Source organism: Anaerococcus nagyae (assembly GCF_017874535.1).
In the GTDB taxonomy this organism is placed as follows: Bacteria; Bacillota; Clostridia; order Tissierellales; family Peptoniphilaceae; genus Anaerococcus; species Anaerococcus nagyae.
The window spans coordinates 346,021-367,554 of sequence record NZ_JAGGLS010000001.1; the positions used below are offsets into that span (position 1 = coordinate 346,021).

Annotated in this window: 19 protein-coding genes; 8 read left to right on the plus strand and 11 right to left on the minus strand. The window is 31.4% G+C overall.

Annotated elements, in window-relative coordinates; translation table 11 throughout:
• Positions 1-104: 104 nt before the first annotated feature.
• Positions 105-338, minus strand: a complete 234-nt coding sequence (locus J2Z39_RS01730; RefSeq protein WP_209813476.1) for a hypothetical protein — start codon at positions 336-338, stop codon at positions 105-107.
• 216 nt (positions 339-554) lie between these two features.
• Between J2Z39_RS01730 and J2Z39_RS01735 the strand changes: the two genes are divergently transcribed.
• On the plus strand, positions 555-1,787 hold the full coding sequence (locus tag J2Z39_RS01735; protein WP_209813478.1) for an aminopeptidase: 1,233 nt from the start codon (positions 555-557) through the stop codon (positions 1,785-1,787).
• 1,168 nt (positions 1,788-2,955) lie between these two features.
• On the opposite strand, the gene J2Z39_RS01740 is transcribed toward J2Z39_RS01735, so the two are convergent.
• The 6 genes from J2Z39_RS01740 to galE form a co-directional block, all read right to left on the minus strand.
• A complete protein-coding gene (locus tag J2Z39_RS01740; protein ID WP_209813479.1) occupies positions 2,956-3,708 on the minus strand; it encodes a CPBP family glutamic-type intramembrane protease in 753 nt (250 codons plus the stop codon).
• Positions 3,709-3,930: 222 nt separating this feature from the next.
• Positions 3,931-4,653: a glucosamine-6-phosphate deaminase gene (locus J2Z39_RS01745; RefSeq protein WP_209813481.1), complete on the minus strand. Its 723-nt coding sequence runs from the start codon at positions 4,651-4,653 to the stop codon at positions 3,931-3,933.
• A 155-nt stretch (positions 4,654-4,808) separates the two neighbouring features.
• On the minus strand, positions 4,809-5,399 hold the full coding sequence (gene rbr, locus J2Z39_RS01750) for a rubrerythrin (RefSeq protein ID WP_117520424.1): 591 nt from the start codon (positions 5,397-5,399) through the stop codon (positions 4,809-4,811).
• A gap of 327 nt (positions 5,400-5,726) precedes the next feature.
• On the minus strand, positions 5,727-6,857 hold the full coding sequence (locus J2Z39_RS01755; RefSeq protein ID WP_117520426.1) for an aspartate-alanine antiporter-like transporter: 1,131 nt from the start codon (positions 6,855-6,857) through the stop codon (positions 5,727-5,729).
• A 393-nt stretch (positions 6,858-7,250) separates the two neighbouring features.
• The gene (locus J2Z39_RS01760; RefSeq protein WP_117520608.1) at positions 7,251-8,171 is read right to left on the minus strand and encodes a sugar phosphate nucleotidyltransferase; all 921 of its coding nucleotides are present in this window, start codon (positions 8,169-8,171) and stop codon (positions 7,251-7,253) included.
• 4 nt (positions 8,172-8,175) lie between these two features.
• Positions 8,176-9,198, minus strand: a complete 1,023-nt coding sequence (gene galE, locus J2Z39_RS01765; RefSeq protein WP_117520428.1) for a UDP-glucose 4-epimerase GalE — start codon at positions 9,196-9,198, stop codon at positions 8,176-8,178.
• A 163-nt stretch (positions 9,199-9,361) separates the two neighbouring features.
• Here galE and J2Z39_RS01770 point away from each other — a divergent pair, with 163 nt between their 5' ends.
• Together J2Z39_RS01770 and J2Z39_RS01775 are read left to right on the plus strand one after the other, a co-directional pair.
• Entirely contained in the window at positions 9,362-10,645 is a 1,284-nt protein-coding gene (locus J2Z39_RS01770) for a glucose-6-phosphate isomerase (RefSeq protein WP_117520430.1), read from the plus strand.
• Between the two features lie 102 nt (positions 10,646-10,747).
• Complete coding sequence (locus J2Z39_RS01775) at positions 10,748-11,653, plus strand: lactate/malate family dehydrogenase (protein WP_117520432.1); 906 nt, start codon at positions 10,748-10,750, stop codon at positions 11,651-11,653.
• A gap of 53 nt (positions 11,654-11,706) precedes the next feature.
• On the opposite strand, the gene J2Z39_RS01780 is transcribed toward J2Z39_RS01775, so the two are convergent.
• Entirely contained in the window at positions 11,707-12,933 is a 1,227-nt protein-coding gene (locus J2Z39_RS01780; protein WP_117520434.1) for a dicarboxylate/amino acid:cation symporter, read from the minus strand.
• Between the two features lie 144 nt (positions 12,934-13,077).
• On the opposite strand from J2Z39_RS01780, the gene uraA reads away from it, so the two are divergent.
• On the plus strand, positions 13,078-14,346 hold the full coding sequence (gene uraA, locus J2Z39_RS01785; RefSeq protein ID WP_209813483.1) for a uracil permease: 1,269 nt from the start codon (positions 13,078-13,080) through the stop codon (positions 14,344-14,346).
• A gap of 66 nt (positions 14,347-14,412) precedes the next feature.
• Here the strand turns inward: uraA and J2Z39_RS01790 are convergent, their stop codons facing one another.
• Both J2Z39_RS01790 and J2Z39_RS01795 read right to left on the minus strand, forming a co-directional pair.
• Positions 14,413-15,321: a CPBP family intramembrane glutamic endopeptidase gene (locus J2Z39_RS01790; RefSeq protein ID WP_117520438.1), complete on the minus strand. Its 909-nt coding sequence runs from the start codon at positions 15,319-15,321 to the stop codon at positions 14,413-14,415.
• 82 nt (positions 15,322-15,403) lie between these two features.
• Entirely contained in the window at positions 15,404-16,054 is a 651-nt protein-coding gene (locus J2Z39_RS01795) for a hypothetical protein (protein ID WP_117520439.1), read from the minus strand.
• A 68-nt stretch (positions 16,055-16,122) separates the two neighbouring features.
• On the opposite strand from J2Z39_RS01795, the gene J2Z39_RS01800 reads away from it, so the two are divergent.
• The 4 genes from J2Z39_RS01800 (at position 16,123) to J2Z39_RS01815 (ending at position 20,068) form a co-directional block, all read left to right on the plus strand.
• Positions 16,123-16,995 (plus strand): hypothetical protein, encoded by an 873-nt coding sequence (locus J2Z39_RS01800; RefSeq protein ID WP_117520441.1) that lies wholly within the window; start codon positions 16,123-16,125, stop codon positions 16,993-16,995.
• 82 nt (positions 16,996-17,077) lie between these two features.
• Entirely contained in the window at positions 17,078-18,628 is a 1,551-nt protein-coding gene (nagE, locus tag J2Z39_RS01805; protein ID WP_209813485.1) for an N-acetylglucosamine-specific PTS transporter subunit IIBC, read from the plus strand.
• Between the two features lie 515 nt (positions 18,629-19,143).
• The gene (locus J2Z39_RS01810; RefSeq protein WP_209813488.1) at positions 19,144-19,773 is read left to right on the plus strand and encodes a DUF7916 family protein; all 630 of its coding nucleotides are present in this window, start codon (positions 19,144-19,146) and stop codon (positions 19,771-19,773) included.
• 31 nt (positions 19,774-19,804) lie between these two features.
• Positions 19,805-20,068 (plus strand): DUF7916 family protein, encoded by a 264-nt coding sequence (locus J2Z39_RS01815; RefSeq protein WP_483414903.1) that lies wholly within the window; start codon positions 19,805-19,807, stop codon positions 20,066-20,068.
• Between the two features lie 68 nt (positions 20,069-20,136).
• Here J2Z39_RS01815 and J2Z39_RS01820 read toward each other — a convergent pair whose 3' ends face one another.
• A complete protein-coding gene (locus J2Z39_RS01820; RefSeq protein ID WP_209813491.1) occupies positions 20,137-21,519 on the minus strand; it encodes an MATE family efflux transporter in 1,383 nt (460 codons plus the stop codon).
• Positions 21,520-21,534 lie beyond the last annotated feature (15 nt).

Here is a 21,534-nt window from a genome sequence, read left to right on the forward strand (position 1 = left end):
TAATATAAAAAAATTTCTGAAATTTAATCTAATAGTAAAAATAGCTTCTAGCCTACTAGAGACTCTGCCTTTACTCTTATATAAAAATTAACTTATATGTATTTTTATAGCAATTGGACTATCAAAAAGATTATAATCCCTACTGTCACTATAGGTATAAACAAATGAATTTTTTTATTTGTTTCTACATATCTATCCCACTCTTCTACTGCTTGATTCATAAATACAATTCCCATTAAGATAACATAAGTAGATCTTGTCATATCAACCTTTTTTATTAATAATATAATGTATAAAACAGAAGCTATAGCAACTATTAATCTCCAAACTTTTTTCATACTAGTCCTCCTTTAATTAAATATAGTGTATTTTGAGTATTATATCTAATCAAAAGGTTAAAAAATCAATCATTTTAAATAATACTCTTACTTCCCCATCTATCTACATATTTTAAGAACTCAACGTTATTGCCTTTATAATTTTTCTTATTTATATAGTATAGTATTAAAAACAATCTATAATGCAAAATATATTAGCAAAGAAAAGAGGGAACTATGGATAAAAGAATAGAAAATTTTGCCAAACTTGCAGTAGAATTTGGTATAAATGTAAGAGAAGGAGAAGATGTATTAATCAACACACCTGTTGAAAGTCCAGAGCTTGCAAGACTTATAACAAAGGCAGCCTATGAAAAGGGTGCACGTAGTGTATCAATAGACTGGCGTGATGATACCATAACAAGGCTAACTTATGATAATCAAAGCCAAGAAACATTAAATGAAGTTGCTGATTGGAAAATAGAAAAATTAAAATATCAAATTGCTGATAAAAAATCGAATAGAATATCAATATCTGCAGAAGATCCAGACCTTTTAAAGGGCCTAGATGAAGCTAAAATATCAGAAGCAATTCGTGAGAATTCAAAAGCCACTAAAGAATTTGTAAAATATACTATGAATGATATAGTAAGCTGGCTTGTAATATCAGTTCCAACCAAAAAATGGGCTAAGAAAGTTTTTCCAGATTTAAGCGAAGATGAAGCATATGATAAATTATGGAAAACAATTCTAGATGTATCAAGAGTTGAAGAATCATGGGAAGCCACTAAGAAAAATTGGAAAGATCATATAAATACTCTAGAAGAAAAAGCAGTTTATTTAAATGATCATCAATTTGATAAAGTTCATTACAAGTCATCAAATGGGACAGACCTATGGGTAAAGCTTCCTAAAGATCATATATGGATGAGCGCAGGATCTAAGAATGCCAAAGGAGATTTATTTATTCCAAATATACCTACAGAGGAAGTATTTACAGCACCGCAATATGATGGAGTAGATGGCAGACTAGTTGCAACAAAACCTTTAGTATACAATGGCGTAATAATAAATAACTTTGAATTTACCTTTAAAGACGGAAAAGTAATTGACTTTGATGCTAAAGAGGGAAAGGATACTCTAGCAAAGATGCTAGACTCTGATCAAGGAAGCAAAAACTTAGGAGAAATAGCACTAGTTCCATATGATAGCCCTATTTCCAATTCAAACATATTATTTTATAACACACTATTTGATGAGAACGCATCTTGCCATTTTGCTCTAGGTAAGGCATACCCAACTTGCCTTGTAGGTGGTGCAGAACTTAAAGAAAGTGAACTAAATAGTAGAGGAATCAACGACTCACTAATCCACGAGGATTTCATGGTGGGAAGTAGTGACCTTGAAATTACAGGCTACAAAAACGATGAAGAATTTCCAATCTTTGAAAACGGAAACTGGGCATTTTAGTTTAACTTTATATATAGGCAGAGTAATTAATCTGCCTGTATTTTTATTTATAAAAAGAAAAACAAATAAAAATTGGACTTTTGTGAGATCCAATCTTAAAAGTAAGTTCGAAAATCATTTTTCTTTTGCATATCTGAAATAAGTAAGATGTGTCGCCATGGTTGGCGTTATCAAAACCCGGCATCGTTAGATGCTTGAGTTGCTTATTTATATAAAAATAAGGGTAGTAACGCGGAACTTTTCGGGGGCTGTTGTAAAATAGATAAATCGTTTCAAAATCATTCGAATATCCTCTCAGAAAGTGTCTCTGCTAGCCTATGGGCTAAAATCTCAAACTTTCTGATAGGCCCCGAACGATGGGCATCTATTGATTTGCAACAGCTCATTTTTTAATCAATAAATATTGTAATAAATTTTTGGAAGACATAATGAAAAAATTATCGGAAAATTAATTTTTATAAGTTAGAATAATACTATTTGGTTTGCTTTTTGGAGCTGTAATTTAATCTTCTCTCAACTCTTAGAAAACTAAGCGTGATCTCTATGTATATTTTTTTACTAGCATTCTACATTTTTACTTTCCAAAGTCCTAGAAAGTTCTAGATCAGCTAGCAAAATAGTACATGAATTCTAAATTAAAATATGAAGGAATTTCCTAATATTTTTTAATAAGACACTCCTTTAATTATCTATCTACTTGCTATTATTCTCACTATTGATGAAATACCTACGAAATAATTCCAACATCATTTTTAGAGGCTAAGATTATAAGCATGATTAATAGGTAATATTAGCAGTAAGTATTGCTATATATCCATTATATACTTTCTTATAATAGTCAATCCTAACACTCTCATCAGATTCTTCTATAAATTTATTATTATATTTTATATCAAGTATATTCGGCTCAATACTTTGAATACTAACACCAAAAATTTATAGACTACCCTTTCTATTAGAAAATAATCTACCATGATATACTACATGCTTTCAAAGCTCACTTTGCTTATATACATTTCTTTTTCTAAGCTCAGCAAGTCTGCTAGATGATTTCAATATTATTCTTCTTTTAGCAATTTTATTTGTCAATACTATATACGCATCAAATATTTATAAAAAATACCAGATATTATGCTCTGAAAATTAGCAATATATAAAATTTTAATATCTAAATACCCAAGTAAACGAACCTTATTAAATCAACTAGAGTATGCACAATTATTGCACTAGTAAGATCTACTTTTCTTTGCAATATTGACATAGGTAAACCAAAAAGTAAGATTAAGCATACAAATGAATCTAGTCTCATTATTCCGTGAGCTAATACATGGGGAGCTACCATGATCGTATAAATTAAAAATTTTTCATACTTAGTTTTTGCTTCACCTTTTAGTATGTATATGGCAAGGGCATATAATATGAATCTGATTCCAACCTCTTCCCATATACCAGCATATAATGCCATTGCTATAGCATCTGGAGTCAATACTGGATTGTTAGATATGCCAGCTAATTTAATATTTATATATCCTAAAACCAAGCCTAAAATTACTCCAAGTCCTATTGATTTTATATAATTTGTCCTTATAATCTTATTTCCCGGAACGTATTTTCTAAATACCGAAACTGCTCCCATATAACCACTCATCACCATACCAATGACTAATGGCCCGCTAAAGTAATCCGCTCTTACCATTCCATATAATTCTCCTGCATTTGCGAGAATTAATGAAATTATAAGATCTTTTGAATTTGGTTCATTTTTGAATTTGATTAGTAAATATACTGAAGGGATGAGAATTGCCAAAGAAAATATAATAGGCTTTGTTATAGTTGTTTTTGCAATAGCAAGTGATGAGAGGATACTTATTAGGATAAATGCGATTGTTATATAGGTTAAGCTTTTAGCTTCTTTACGCATGGCTTTTCCTTTCTCATTGTGTTTTAATTAATATTAACTTTTTACCCCAAAAAGGGGCTGTTGCAGAATGAATAAACCGTCCCAAAATCATTAAAAGAATTTCTACGGAAATTTTACCTCCACAAGTCGGCAAGCTATGTAAAAAATTTTCCTAAGAGAACTTTCTAATGATGGAACGATAATTATTCATAATTTTGTAACAGCCCTTACTTAATTTTATTTTTAGCCATTATAAGCTTCTTCATCTACAAATAAATATGCATTTGGATGTAAGTGTAAAAAGCTTGCTGGGAATTCTGGATAAATAGTATCTTCTTCTATGATTCTTTTAACAACTTCATGTTTATTCTTGCCATTTGCAAGAACTACTAAAGTATTGGCATTAAATACATCTTCCATGCCCATAGAAATTGCATATTTTGGAACTTCATCCTTGTTTGCAAAAAATCTTGAGTTTGCTTCTATAGTTTCATCTGTAAGTTTTATAATAGAAGTTCTACGATTTAGTTTTTCATAAGGCTCATTGAAAGCTAAATGACCATTTGGACCTAATCCTAGAATTTGAATATCTCTTTTACCAAACTTATCCAAAAGCTCATCATATTCTTTGGCATACTTCTCATCTGCTTCTGGAGCATATGGAAGATTTGTTGCTCCTTCTTTAAAACTTACTTTATTAAATAAATTTTCATTCATAAAATATTGGTAAGATTGATCATTTTCTTTAGAAATACCTATATATTCATCAAGATTAACACTCTTTGAATACTTAAAACTAATTTCGCCTTCTTTTTCTGCTTCTGCTAATTTTTCATATAGACCTATAGGTGTAGATCCTGTTGCAAAACCAAACTTAGCTTGTGGCTTTTCAATCATAAAATTTATTATAAAATCTGCAGCTTTACGACTCATTTCATCATAATCTTTTGCTACTATAACTTTCATTTTAACTCCTTTATTAGATAAAATTTTAATTATATTTTACCACTTTTTATGTTAAATGAGTAGTGTCAATTTAGTTAAAATAATAAAAATTTCAAAAACTAATACTTCACAAATCTAGAAATAAAAAAAACAGGGTCTAAACCCTGCATTAATTATTAATAATTAAATGGTGCGATCTCAAAGTATGCTTGTGGGTGAGCACATGCTGGACATTTCTTTGGAGCTTCATAAGCTTCGATTAAGAAACCGCAGTTACCACACATCCAAACAACTTTTTCATCTCTTTTGAAAACTTGATCATTTTCGATGTTGTATTTAAGTTTTTTGTATCTTTCTCTATGAGCTTCTTCAACTTTTGCTATATTTCTAAATGCTCTTGCAATTTCATCAAAACCTTCTTCTTCAGCAACGTCAGCAAATGATGGATACATATCTTCTGCTTCATCATTTTCACCATCAATTGCTCCTTGAAGATTTGTTACAGTATCATGCCATACTACTGGCCATTTTGTATAATTCTCATTAAGTTCTATTTCTTCAAGTTTATATTCTTCTCTTAAAAATTTAAAGAATCTAGCTGCATGTTCTCTTTCATTCATAGCTGTCTCTTCAAAAATTCTAGAAATTTGAACATATCCTTCTTCTTTTGCAACTTTTGATGCAAGAGTATATCTCATGTTTGCTTGGCTTTCACCTGCAAATGAAGTGATTAAATTTTGAGCTGTTTTGCTTCCCTTTAATTCCATATGTATATTCTCCTTTTATCTTCTATAATATATGTATCTTTAGTATCATTATAAGTAATAAGGAAAACTTTGTCAAATGATATTCCAAGTATTATGCTACGGTAATAACGATTATCAGTATCAACATAAAGTGCTTATTATATAGCTCTTCTAACTTATTTATAGCAATTAAGCTTATCCTATAAATAAAATTTAAAATTATATTACAGAAATTATTCTAATAAAACTGCTCTATAAAGTAAAATAGAAATTTTACTCTACAGAGCAAGTTAATTATAATCTAAACATTCCAATCAATTTACAAATCATACATCTTGTAATTGTTAACTAATTAATCGGAAAAAACAACGATATTAATTGTGGTAAAAATACCATAAATATTGTTGCAGTTGGCTGAGTTGCAGCATAAAATGATGAAACTTTATCATCTTGAGTAACTTGTAAAAGTGCACCTAATGAGGGAGCAGATGTCATTGAACCTGTAGTTGCCCCAAGAGAAGCAAATAATGGTAACTTAAATACTTTATAAGATAATAAAAATGATAAAAGTGCTGGTACTAAGGTCATTATTACACCTGCAAAAAATAGCTTAGGACCATATTTGCTTACCACTTCTACAAAGCCGCTACCAGCGCTAACACCTGATTCTAATAAGAAAAATGCTAGACCAAGATCTCTTACCAAAGATAATCTTTCTTTGCTAATTGTTAAATTAACTTTACCTACATGTCCATAATTTCCAAGAATTAGACCTGCTATCAAGGATCCCCCACCATATCCTAAGGAAAGATTTACACTATCTCCTATAGGAATCTTTATTGACCCAATTAATATACCTAATACACAAGCTAGTGATATAGCAAAAAGTCCATTCGGATCTAAATTAATAAATTCTTTGAAATCTCTACTATTTTTTTCTTGCTTATCTTCTGGCAATATTAACTTGGCATTTTCTTTATCAGTATCTGCATGTAAAAATTTAGGGATCAATTGTACTATCAAAACAACCCCAACTACACCAAATGCATAAGCAATACCATATCCAACTCCTGGTAAATTAGACTCAGTTAAACTTTTTACTGTCCCTAACATAGAAGTTGAAGTCATTGCTCCTGAAGAAAGTCCTAATGATAAAGACATTTCTATATTCAATACTCTGGAAAGTATTACAACTAGGACTCCACCAATCAATGCTGTAAATAATGATATAGCAAGAAATGACCAGCCATTTTTCTTTATATTGGCCATAAAACTAGGACCTGCCATTAAACCTATAGGCGCAAGAAATAGTACTAATCCAAGCGTTGCAAGAAATTTAGGTACACTATAGCCAAAATGACCGAAAAATAAAGCCACTATTAAAATAGCAGAAGCACCAAATCTTATACCAAAAAAATTAATTTTACCTAGAATGTATCCAAGCACCATTATTAAAAATATAACTAAAATTTCATCCATAAATATCCTTTCATAAAAACAAATAGTCATTTATAAACTCTATAAATATTACTTATGAAATACATAAGTAATATAAGAAGTTTAAATACCGAATAAGAATAATTACTTTTTTAAATAAATAGTATTAAAATCCTTTGCATTATATTTAAATAAAAAAAGCTATTATTATGTGTAAGATTCTTATATAAAATCAATTATAATTTGACTAGAAAAGTTTGATAAATATAATACAAGTTACACTATATATTATATTCTTTGTTTTAAAACTAGTCAATATACTCTTATAATATTATATTTATAATATTAAATAAAATTTACTTTTTAGTTATAGTAGGCTGAGTAATATTAGGCTTGGAAAATAATCATAATACTTTTACTTATCTTAGAGTAAGCTTACTTACTCCAAATATTAGCAGGATATATTTTATTTTCAAACATTTTTTTAAACTCTTCTTGAGCTGGTTCTAGGTCTTGCTTATATGTAATACCTATCCACTTATCACTAGTTGGAAGAATAGTTATATCTGCTTTATCTTCTTCTAACAACTCTCCAATCATTTCTGGCAATACATACTCTGCTTTTTCTAAATTATCCTTATTCTTTTCTAGGTATTTTTCAAAATATTCTTGGCATAAATCAATAAATTCTGGATATGTTGCCCACATATTCATAGATACTAGGGCATCTAGGTGAAGTAGGTCTTGATCTAATCCTTCCTTACTAGAAAGTTTCCCATCTTCTTCAAGTTTGATTTCATGAGTTTCTAAAATTTTAATTAGTTTGTTATCCTCATTACCTACTGAGACTCCTCTAGTAACAGTTCCATTATCTGAAAGAGTATTCTTTAGCTTATATCCTGCCATAGCGATTTGTAATTTTTTATTATTTTGATTAGATGGATCTACTAAGAATTCATGTAAATCATCAAAAACAGTCTTCCCATAGTAATCATCTGCATTTATAACTAAAAATGGTTCATTTACTATCCCCTTACAAGCAAGAACTGCATGGACTGTCCCCCATGGCTTAGTCCTTTGAACAGGATTTTCAAATCTTTTTGGTAGTTCTAGAGTTTGATAAGCATAGTCTATATCAATGACATCTTTGATCCTATCTCCAATTATATCCTTGAAGTCCTTTTCTATATCAGGTCTTATTATAAAAACAACCTTATTAAATCCCGCTTTCATAGCATCAAAAATAGAATAATCTATAATTGTATAACCATTCTCATCCATTTTTGCTAGTTGCTTTATTCCTGCTCCATATCTTGAGCCAATCCCTGCTGCTAAAACTACTAGAGTAGTATTCATATTATTACCTTCCTTCATATCCTTTTGGATTATTCTTTTGCCATCTCCATGCATCTTCACACATTTGATCTATACCATATTCTGCTTGCCAATCTATTATTTCTTTAGCTTTACTTGCATCCGCATAGGACTTATCTATATCTCCTGGTCGTCTTTTTTCTATTTTATAAGGAATTTCTTTGCCTGACGCCTTTTCAAAAGCACGAATAACTTCTAATACTGAATAACCATTGCCAGTGGCTAGATTTATTATCTCTACTCCATTTAAATCATCAATTTTTTCAAGAGCCTTTAGATGGCCACGAGCTAAATCAACCACATGGATATAGTCTCTAACTCCCGTCCCATCACATGTATTGTAGTCATCTCCAAATACATGAACATAACCGAGTTCTCCTGCTGCAACTTTTGAAACATAAGGTAAGAGATTATTAGGAATTCCCTTAGGATCTTCTCCTATAAGCCCTGATTTATGTGCTCCTATAGGGTTAAAATAACGCAAGAGCACTACTTTAAATTCTGGATCAGCTATATTTAGGTCTGTCATTATTTGCTCCATAAAAGACTTACTCCATCCGTAAGGATTGGTGCAAACTCCCTTTGGACACTTTTCTGTAATAGGTATTATTTCTGGAGTCCCATAAACTGTTGCTGATGATGAGAATATTATTTTTTTTACTTTAGCTTCTTGCATAGCAGTAAGTAAGCTCAAGGTCCCTGTAAGATTATTATGATAATATTTTAATGGTTTATTAACAGATTCACTAACTGATTTTAATGCTGCAAAATGTATTACAGCATATATATTTTCTTTTTCAAGAACTTCTCTTAAAAACTCAGTATCCAAAATATCTGCCTCATAAAAAGTTACATTTTTTCCAGTTATCTCTTCGACTCTGTCAATAGCAACTTTTGAAGAGTTTAATAAGTTATCATAAATTACTACTTCATAACCACTATCTAAAAGCTCGACAGCAGTATGGCTTCCTATATATCCAGCACCACCTGTAAGCAATAATTTTTTCATGATTCCCACCTCAATTCCTTATAACTTACAATTATTATAGATATTATAAAAATATCTGTCAATAAATTGTAACCTTATTTAGTATTATTAATTTTGTATTTATAGCCTAAAATTCATTTTGGGGTATAAATTTATTAACCGAAAACTTATACGGAGGTTAATAATGAAAATTGATTATAGTAATCTAAAATTAGATAGACTCAATGATTATGAGCAAAAAGCCTTAAATGCTTTTGATGCACTTATGGATGGCTCAGGTGAAGGATCTGACTTCATAGGCTGGATCGATAGACCTAATGATTATGATAGAAAAGAGTTTGAGAGAATAAAAAAGGCAGCTGCAAAAATTCAATCAGATAGTGATGTTCTAGTTTCTATAGGAATAGGAGGATCATATCTTGGAATAAAAGCTGTTGATGTTGCTTTAGATAAATATTTTGATTCCGATAGAAAAGTTAAATTAATCTATGCCGGCAATCAATTATCAGGCCAATATATGACTGAACTTTTAGAATATCTCAAAGATAAAGATTATTCTTTAAACGTAATTTCCAAGTCAGGAACAACTACAGAACCTGCCATTGCCTTTAGATTCTTAAGGGAATCTTTAGAAGAAAAATATGGCAAAGAAGAAGCCAAAAGTAGAATCTATGCCACAACCGATAAGAAAAAGGGAGCATTAAAAGATCTAGCCAACAAAGAAGGTTATGAAAGCTTTATTGTACCAGATGATATAGGCGGTAGATTTTCAGTTATATCCGCAGTAGGTCTCCTACCACTTGCAGCTTGCGGTATCGATATAGATGAATTTATGGCAGGATTTGCTGACGGACGTAATAAATACACTAAACGCGACTTTAAAAATAATGAAGCTATAAAATATGCAGCTATTAGAAATATGCTTTATGAAAACGGTAAAGATATAGAGGTCTTAGTAAATTACGAACCAAAGCTTAAGTATATAGCCGAGTGGTGGAAACAATTATTTGCAGAATCCGAAGGAAAAGATGGTAAAGGAATATTCCCAGTTTCCGTAAACAATACAACAGACCTTCACTCTCTAGGACAGATGATTCAAGCAGGTAAGAGAAATCTATTTGAAACCGTAATAGAAATTGAAAATCCACTTAAGGATATAGAAATCAAAGAAGATAGTGAAAATCTAGATGGACTAAACTACCTAGCTGGCAAGAGTGTAAATTATGTAAATAAGCAAGCCATGGAAGGAACAACTATTGCCCATGTCAAAGGTGACATTCCAAATCTTAGAATAATAGTTGATAAAATAGATGCTAGAAATCTTGCTGAATTATTCTATTTCTTTGAAATAGCTGTGGGAGTTGGTGGTTATATGTTAGAAGTAAATCCATTTAACCAACCGGGTGTAGAAGAGTACAAATCTCAAATGTTTAAACTTCTTGGTAAACCGGGATACGAAAATAAGTAAATTCATAAAAGAATCCCCTTATGGGATTCTTTTTTATAAATGCAAAATATTAATAAATATGTTAATATAATAGAGTCGATAAAAAATAAAAAGAGGTAATATATGAAAAAAATTTCCCTAATAGGTTTGGGTAATGTAGGGGCTACTGTAGCTTACACTCTTGTTGAAAGACAACTTTGTGATAGCCTAGCTCTTTTTGATAAAAAAGAAGGATTAGCTGAAGCTGAGCTTAATGACCTAAATGATGGAATGGTAAGGCGTGATGGCAATGTAAATATAATTGCCGGAGAAATATCAGATCTTGATGATAGTGACATCATAATCTTTGCCCCTGGAGATATAAGTATCCTACAAAAATATTCAGATAGACTAGAAGAATTCAAATACACAAAAACTTGCGTAGAAGAATGGGCACCAATAATAAAGAAATCAAAATTCGATGGAATTATAGTTTCTATTACAAATCCATGTGATGTAATTGCAGAATATATGCAAAAACTAACAGAACATCCACGTGAAAAAGTAATTGGTACAGGAACTATTCTAGATACAGCTAGAATGAAAAATGCTGTAGCAAAATTTGTAGACATAGATCCAAATTCTGTCAACGGTTATGTCATAGGCGAACATGGTAATAGCCAATTCGTAGCTTGGTCAAATGTATCAATTGCAACTCAACCTATAACAGAAATATTAGATAAGATGACTATAGACAGTATAGAGGCCTCCACAAGAATGAAAGCTTTTGAAACAATCAAAGTTAAAGGCTACACTTCTTACGGTATAGCAAATTCTACAGCTATAGTTGTAGAAACAATCTTTAAAGATGCCAAAACAATTCTTGCAGTATCCTCTTACTCAAGTGTTGATGGATGCTATATAGGCCATCCAGCAGTTGTAGGAAAAGATGGAGTAATAAGAGATTTTCACCTAAAACTTAACGAAGAAGAGAAGGAAAAGTGGGATCATTCAGTAAAAACAATTAAAGAAATCTCACCAAAAAAATAAGACAAATCTAATAAGACTTGTCTTAAATCAAGGACCCAAATGGGTCTTTTTTTCTATGCAATTTTGCCTTTTTTTCTAAGCCTATTAGAGTTTATTATGGCTGCAGTTGCATCTCCTGTTATGTTTAGGGTTGTTCTACCCATATCAAAGATTCTATCTATACCTGCTACTAATGCTATGCCTTCTACTGGTAAACCTACTGCTTGAAGTACCATTGCTAGCATTATCATTCCTGATCCAGGCACACCTGCTGTACCTATAGATGCTAGTGTTGCTGTTAAAACTATGGTAAGCATTTGGCCAAGGCTTAGATTAATTCCATAGCAAGAGGCTATAAATACCGCACATACACCTTGGTAGATTGCCGTTCCATCCATGTTTATAGTAGCCCCTAGTGGTAGGACAAAGCTTGTAACATCACGGTCAGCTCCTAATTCTTCACAGCATTGTAAGTTTAATGGTATAGTGCCCATTGATGATGCTGATGAAAATGCAAACATCATTGCTGGCATCATTCCTTTAAAAAATTCTTTAGGACTAAGTCCTCCTAATGTTTTTATTGTAAATGAATAAACGACTAATGCATGTACTATATAAGCAAGATATGCTACTAGTAGTACTGATGCTAGAGATCCAATAATTTTTGGACCATTTTCAGCTATAACTGGCATTAATAAACAAAATACACCAAAAGGTGATAATTTTAATATAAGTTCCATAACTTTCATGAAAATATCATTTAAAATATCTATAGTCTCTATAGCTTTTGCTTGCTTTTTTTCATCGATTAGTAAGATTGCAAAGCCTATTAATACAGATGAAACAATTACTTGAAGCATGTTTGTTTCGACTATTGGAGCCAAAAAGTTACTTGGAAATATATTTACTATTGTATCCATAAATGACACATTGCTATCTACCGAATACTCTAGACTAGCAGTTGCAATTACAGGAAAGTACTTTTTAAAAATATTAGCAAATCCTAATCCTATAATAATTGCAAAGGCAGTTGTACAGAAATAATAAACAACTGTAAATCCACCTACTTCACCAACTTTTTTAATGTCTTTCATTGATATGATTCCACCCATTATTGAAAATAATACTATAGGTGTTACTATAAATTTAAGTAAATTAAGAAAGATATCTCCGAGAGGTCTAACATAGCTATTAAGTGCTTGAGAATAATTTTGTAATAGTAATCCTAATATAATAGCTAAAATTAGTGCAATGAATATGCTTTTAGCTAAGTTCGACTTTTCCTTAGTTTGTGTTTCCATAATTTCTCCTTTCAATAGTTAATAAATTATATGTATTTTAATCCAAATATGATATCTTGTAAAGTATTTATTGTAAAAAACATTTGACAAAATGATTTAAATCTTTTAAAATATTGAAGATTTGAGAAAAAATATGGAGGTCTTATGCAAAAAAAGAAAATTTATAATGTGAATGATGATGTTCCTGGGAAATTATTGATTCCACTGGCTTTACAGCATACTTTTGCTATGTTTGGTGCCTCTGTTCTTGTTCCTATTTTGTTTGGTATCAATCCTGGTATTGTACTTTTGATGAATGGCATAGGTACTTTACTTTTTATTTTAATTACAAAAGGCAAAGCTCCAGCATACTTAGGGTCTAGCTTTGCCTTTCTAGCTCCAGGTATAGCTATAATTCAATCTCAAGGATTCGAATACGCTCAGGGCGCTTTTGTTGTCGTTGGAATCTTAGGTTGCCTGCTTTCTTTTATTATCTATAAGTTTGGAACTAGCTGGATTGATATAGTATTGCCACCAGCTGCTATGGGAGCTGTTGTAGCCCTAATAGGATTTGAACTTGCTAGCAATACAATTTCTGGTGGTAGTATAGGTGCCAACATTATGACAGATACTGTAACTAAATACGACTGGATAGTATTTTTAGTAACACTTCTTACAGCAATACTTGGATCTATAATGTTTAAAGGTTTTCTATCAACAATTCCTATCTTAATAGCTATTATAATTGGCTATATAGTTGCATATAGTTTTGGGCAAGTAGATTTAACACCTGTAAGAGAAGCTTCATTTTTCACCCTACCTCACTTTCAGTTTGCCAAATTTTCTAAAGAGGCAATATTTGCTATGCTACCAGTTCTCTTGGTAATTGCAGCTGAGCATATAAGCCACCAAGTAGTAACTAGTAATATTATTGGTAAGGATCTTCTAAATGATCCTGGACTTCATCGTTCCATATTTGCAGATAACTTTTCTACAGCTATCTCAGGTTTAATAGGTGGAGTACCGACTACAACCTATGGAGAAAATATTGGCGTAATGGCTATTACTGGAGTTTACTCTGTAAAAGTAATAGGTGCTGCAGCAGTCATATCAATCCTAATGGCATTTATAGGACCACTATCAGCTTTGATTTCTACAATACCTGGTAATGTTATAGGAGGTGTAACCTTCTTGCTTTATGGAATGATTGGTACAAGTGGTATTAGACTTTTAGTAGATCAAAAGGTAGATTACTCTAAGTCTGATAATCTAATCTTAACTTCTGTAATATTTATAGCAGGCCTGAGTGGTTTATCTATCAAGTTTGGATCTATACAATTAACAGGGATGGTATTATCCTCAGTAGTTGCAATAATACTATCATTGTTGATTTACCTAATTAAAAAAGCTGGCTGGTCAAATCTTATCGATTAGCATATGCTGTTAAATTTTGCATTTTAAAATAGCCTTTAATACAAGGCTATTTTAAAATATTTTCTTCTAATATATATAATTTTTATTTCTTTTAATTTTACTAATTAATATAAATACTACTGTAAGCTCTATAATAAACGTTATTAGTCCACCTTCTATACCAAACAAACCACCAGTTAAAATCGGATTTCCAGATATTTTAGTCCTTATTAAGGTTGTCTCAGATTTACTAATTCCAGAAACATTTATCCCATATATATTTCCTTGAGCGAAATTCCGAAAGCTATGTGCTGCTGCTGGTAAAAATACATCATCTGATATGTAAAATAAAAGTGAAAATATACTTCCTAATAAAAATATATTTATAAAAGCCAATACTCCAAAACCTGGATTATTTATATGCAAAATAGAAAATATCAAGCTATTAGTTATTATAGCAGAGGCTACTCCATTAAACGATGCAAAGTAGTTCATAAGTACCGACCTACACAAAAGCTCCTCTTGGAACCCTTGAAAAACCCATCCTATAAAGAAAGCTATAAACATCAATACTTTGATATTTTTAAAATTATAGCTACTCTTAGTTAATCCCAAAGCCTTTAGTAGTAAAAAAGCTACTGTAATCATTAATAGACCTATGAATGCTCCCTTTAGATAATTTTTAATCTTATTAGGATTCTTTAAACCTAGTGAGGAGTTGTTTCTTTTTAAATAATACTTTGCTAATAAATAGACTAAAATGCTAGTCAAAATGGTACTATATAGATTAGTAAGTAATAAAATATCTCCTGATAAATGATGTGACAAAGACTCTTGACTAATAAATCTCCCATCTTCTATTTGCACATGCAAAATAAAAGAAAGTAAAAACTTAGGTACTAATGTAAGAATTATCAAAAGCACAACAAGAACTACTGCATTCCTATCTTTTTGACTCCCCTTTGTCTCTTTTATAGAATAATTATCTTTGAGCATACATAATCCTTTAAAGTTTATTTAAATAAAAAAGTTCTAATCTTACATTAACATATATCCAAAAGATAAAAACACGAACTTACTAGTGTAAGTTATTAGAACTTTCGCTAGCATCCTTATTATTTTGAGATAAGTCTTCTCCATCTTCGGCGTATTCCAAGGCTCCTCCTAAAATAGCATTTACAAATTCTCTTGATTCATTAAACTTATATCCATTAAACTTTCTTTCAAAATAAACTGTAGCTTTTCTAGTATTTAGCTCTTGATTAGGATCAGATAGGGCTACCATATAGTCTTTATGAAGCTTTACATCATCTGCATCTTCTGGCAGCTTTTCAAAGACATCTATATAATTTACATTGCTCACTTCAATAGTAACTTCCTTACCATTTGACTTTTTAGACTCACCTATAACTTTTACTTTAAGATTCTTGAAATTATTATCATAAAATTCTTTTTGTTTATTAGGATCTTCCGAATAAGACTTTTCAAGAACGTCTAGAATTATAGGCAACCTATCGGTCTTTTTTTCTAGATATTCCATATCTTGATTTTGAATAGCTTCGGTGAGCTTATCTACATTCCTATTTACATTTGATATGTAAAGTTGATAGATAGCAAATGGGATTCCTATTATCAAAAGTGCTATGATTATATAAGGAAATATATATACTTTCCTATGTTTTGGTCTTATATGTGTATTTTTTTGTGGGTTTCTTGCTTTTTTTGCCATAATTTCCTCTTTATACTTAATTATACCATCTATTAGCTAAATTCATGAAATAATGATATGATAAACTTATGAAAAGATTTGAAATTTATTTTATGGATTTATTAGCATTAATACTTTTAGTAGGGTCATTTTTTCTTCCTTACCTAGGAAACTTTACTGGAAAACTCGCCATAAGTAATGACTCAATCCTCTTGCTCATAAACTGTTATTTAATAGCTTATTTAGCATACATTATATCATTTATGGATACAAAAAAGGTAATTCTTATGGCACTACCCCTTTTAATTTACTCAATATTTTTAATATTTTTTATGAGAAACTTCAATTTTTCTTTAGAAAAAGAAATGATAAACGACTTAAAATATATAGTGACCAATTTATTTGATTTGGTTTTTGTTGTATTTATATTTTTTCTCATAGACCTTATTTTAAATAGACTTTTAGGTAATAAGCTTGCAGGTGCTATAGCAATTATAGGACTCATACTCTACCTTGTTATGCAAAATACTAACTATTTACCCCTTGATTTTTATTATAAGGATACTCTGGCTTATTTTGCATTTTATGTAATGGGAGCTAGGATTAGACCTGCAAATTCTATGAAGAAAGGACTATTTATATTAGCAATATTATTATTGGCGGGAGAAATTTACCTTAATTACTACTTTAAATACTACCCTAACATTAACTTCTCACTTTTCGTAATTACTTATCTTATTTTAAAAGATAGTGCGAATGTTGATATAATGAATCGTGACAGATACTTAGTCTTTGCCTATATTTATCCCTATAAGATAATTTATATATTGTTAAAATCACTAATAAAAGCAAGTCCTATTGTTATTACACTCCTTACAGTTCTAAGCGTATTTTTATTAGGAGAACTTCTATATAAGCTTAGAGTTAAATTTTTAGATTATATCTTAGTTGGGATCCATTAAAATCTACCAAAATCTAACAAATTGTGATAATATAATAATGTATAAATGTTTTGTTTAATATTTTTTATTATTGGGGGTAGTTATGAAGGAAAAACTTCAAAGATTGGGTCAGTCTCTAATGCAGCCAGTTGCAGTAATGCCTCTTGCAGCGCTACTTATGGGAATCGGTTACTTAATCGATCCAGAATTTTGGGGTGCAGGTTCACCTGTAGCAGCATTTTTCATTTCTGCAGGTGGTGCAATTTTAGATAATTTAGGTATTTTATTTGCTGTAGGTATTGCATTTGGTATTGCAAAGGAAAATCATGGTGCTAGTGCTTTGGCAGGACTTGTAGCATTTTTAACCTTATCAAAGATGCTTTCTACTGATACCATAGCACAACTAAGATCTCTTGATCTTGAAGCATGGAAACTTGCAGAGCCTTATAAGGTTGCAGCTTTTGATGCTATAAATAACAAAAACGTACTTATTGGTATACTATCAGGTATCCTAGGTGGAAAGGCTTATGATAGATTCCACGGCACGACACTTCCTGATTTCTTAGCATTTTTTTCAGGTAGAAGACTTGTTCCAATCATGGCATCTTTATATGCACTTATCTCATCAGTCATTCTAGTATTCATATGGCCTTTTATTTTTGCAGGACTTGCAAAATTTGGCTCAACACTAACAAAAATGGGAGCTCTTGGAGCTGGACTATATGGTTTCTTTAATAGACTATTAATTCCAACAGGACTCCACCATGCCCTAAACCAAGTATTCTGGTTTGATCTTGCAGGAATAAATGATATACCAAACTTTATCGGTAATGTCAAAGACTCAATAACAGCTACCTATCATCCAGGTATGTATCAAGCAGGATTTTTTCCAATAATGATGTTTGGCTTGCCAGGTGCAGCTTTGGCAATAGCAAATAGCGCAGATGAAGATAAGAAAAAAACTACAAAAGCTTTAATGCTTGCAGGTGCTCTCGCATCATTCTTAACAGGAGTAACAGAACCTCTTGAGTTTGCATTCATGTTCGTAGCTCCCCAATTGTATTTTGTTCATGCCTTATTAACAGGTATTTCTGTATTCCTTGCAACTAAATTACAAACTTATGCAGGATTTGGATTTTCAGCAGGATTAATAGATTTATTCTTATCATCTAAAAATCCAATGAGAAGCAAAATATGGATACTCATAGTAATGGGTATAGTATTCTTTATCCTATACTATTTTATCTTTAAATTACTTATTGAAAAATGGGATATAGCAACACCAGGTAGAACAGCTAAAGCTAATAGTGATACGACAGTTATCCACACAGAGGATAAGGGAAGAGTATCAACAGCTGATAAATCAGAAAAAGAAGAAAGAGCTGAACAAAAAGTAAGCTTATCAAGCTCACATAAAGAGGCTGCTAAAATTATACTAGAGGGCTTAGGCGGTTCAGAAAATGTGGATACAACAAGTTATTGCACAACAAGGCTTAGACTAACAGTCAATGATCCAAACAAAGTAGATGATGAAAAAATAAAATCTGCAGGGATAGCAGGTCTTATAAAACCAGGTTCTAAGACAGTTCAAGTAATAATTGGCCCACAAGTACAAGCAGTCCATGATGAATTTGTGGAGTTATTAGATAAATAAAATCAACAATAAAGACAGTAGTTGGAGCTACTGTCTTTTTTAATGATTTTATATTCTGTTTCGATTCTCATTCTTATTGCTTAGGGCTTTGCTTCTCTTAAGTTCATTATAGCTTATTTTACGTATTATTAAATGTAAGCATACCGTATGTATACTATACTATGTGGAAAACTAATACTGTGCTATAATTAAATAGCCACTTTACTAAGTGGTGAGAGGGGGTGATATGAAATGTTACCATCAGTAATGGAAAATTTTATTTTCCCCTTGCTAGTTGGAATTATACTTTTGATAATATCAAAGTATATAAAATCAGAAAACTAGCAAAGAAAAAGACAGTAGTTCGCACCTACTGTCTTTTTTAGTGAGTAATACTACTCTGTTACCATCAGTTTTCCTTGTTGCCAAGGGCTTTGGTAGAGGTGGCTTCTCTTACCTTATTATATACCACTATTAGTGGTTTTTCAATAATAATAATCCTTTAAAGATGGGTAGGAATACTAAAAGGAGTAGAAATGAAAAGACTATTAAACTTTCAAGGAGCAGACTTTTTAAATGCAAGTCCCCTAGAATTAAAACAAGCGATCCTAGCCAACGAGGGCAGGGTTATCGTTTCAGAATCAGTTGTGACCTACCAGCCTTATGTAAATGGTGTAAGCAATGCAGAAATAGAAAAAGCCTTCGGTGCAGATATTTTACTATTAAATGCTCTCGATTTAGAAAATCCTAAGATAGAAGGTGTACCAGATCAAGAAATAAACCACATAGGCTGGCTTAAAAAAGCTACATCAAGACCCTTGGGAATAAACCTAGAACCAGTAGATGAAAGTGCAAAAATGACCCAAGGCAGAGAAGAAATATCAAAAGGACGTAATGCAAGCATAGAAAATTACAAAAAAGCCAATGATTACGGCCTAGATTTAATATGCCTAACAGGTAACCCAGCCACAGGAGTGACAAACAAAGCAATATTAAAAGCAATTAAAGAAGCAAAAGAAAACTTTAACGGCCTAGTTATAGCCGGCAAAATGCATGCAGCAGGTACTGATGAAGTTGTAATGAACCTAGAAATAGCCAAAGAATTTATAAATGCAGGCTGCGATATACTTCTAGTGCCAGCCCCATACACCATCCCCCCACTTTAACGAAAATGACCTAAGAGAAATAGCCGACTATATTAGAAATTATAATAAAAACAAAGATATAGATAAAAAAGTACTAATAATGACTGCCATAGGTACCAGCCAAGAAACATCAGACAAAGACACAATAAGAAAAATAGCTTTAGCAGCAAAAGCAAACGGCGCCCACCTCCAACACATAGGAGATGCTATGAATGGCATATCCTTGCCAGAAAATATTTATACTATGGGAGTAGCTATTAGAGGAGTAAGATGGCAAATTTATCAGATGAGTTCTTCAATAATTAGAAATAAGTAAAATTATAAAATCTTACTTATATATAGAAAAAAACCAAAAATTTTCCCGAAAGAAAAAAAGACAGTAGTTTATGCTACTGTCTTTGCTGGTTCTAGGGTGTCTATCTTATTTCTAACTTCTTTTCTTAGCATCCATGTACATAAAACTGTGTTTAATGATTCTGCTATTACGAAAGCCCACCATGCTATATTTAGGTTGCCTGTGCGGCTTAGGGCGTAAAATATTGGTATTAGGATTATTAATTGTCTTAGGAACGATTGGAAGATAGCTATTTGCCAGTTTCCTAGAGATTGGAAAACTCCTCCTACTGCTACTATAGATGGGACTGCTGTGATGTAGGATAGGGAAACTATTCTCATCATTGGCACCCCTATTTCTATCATGGATTCTGTTGCATTAAAAAATCCTAATAATTGTTTTGGGAATATCCACATTATTAGTACTGATATTGTCATTAGAACAAAAGAGCTTTTTATAGCTAAACCAATAGACCCTTTTATTCTTTCTTTTTTTCTTGCTCCATAATTATAGGAAACTATAGTTGTTAGTGCATTTGATATACCAAATACTGGCAAGAATGCAAAGGACTGAAATTTAAACATTACACCAAAAGCTGCTATAGCACTTGCTCCAAAGTCTCTTAGAATTAAGTTTATAACAAAAACTACTATAGATCCTATAGTATTCATAACTGTAGTTGGTAGACCTATCATAAAGATTTGTTTTACTATGTCTCCGTGGAATCTAAATTTTTTTGTAGTAAATTTGATGTCGGTATTTTTTGTTTTATTAAAATAAAAACCTATTAATGCTCCACCTAATTGTCCTATTACTGTTGCAATGGCAGCTCCTTTTACTTCAAGCCTTGGAAATCCAAAGAGCCCAAAAATTAATATTGGGTCAAGTATTAGATTTATGACTGCTCCTGATATTTGGGTAATCATTGAGTAAGTAGTAAGAGATGTTGCTTGGAGTAACTTTTCTGCAAGCACTTGGAAAAATATCCCCATACTAAAGATAGTTACAATATACATATATTCTTTAGTATAGGTTGTAACCGCTGCATTTTGTCCTTGGGCGTTGGCAAATGAGTTTGTAAATAATATACCAACCAAGGCAAATATTACATATGTGATGGCAGATATTACTACTCCGTGGATAGCTACTGACCCTACCCTATCTCTATTATTTTCTCCCAAAAACCTAGATAATAATGCTGAAGCTCCTACTCCTATACCTACTGCAAAGGCAATTAGGATATTTTGCACAGGAAATGCAAGAGATACTGCTGTCAGTGCATCTTCTGATATCCTTGATACAAACATTGAGTCTACTATATTATAGATTGATTGAACGAGCATTGAAATAACCATTGGTATTGCCATTTCTAGCAATAGTCTATCAATTGGTAATGTTCCTAGTTTATTTTCTGTTATCTGTATTTCTTCCATAAAATCTCCCTAAAA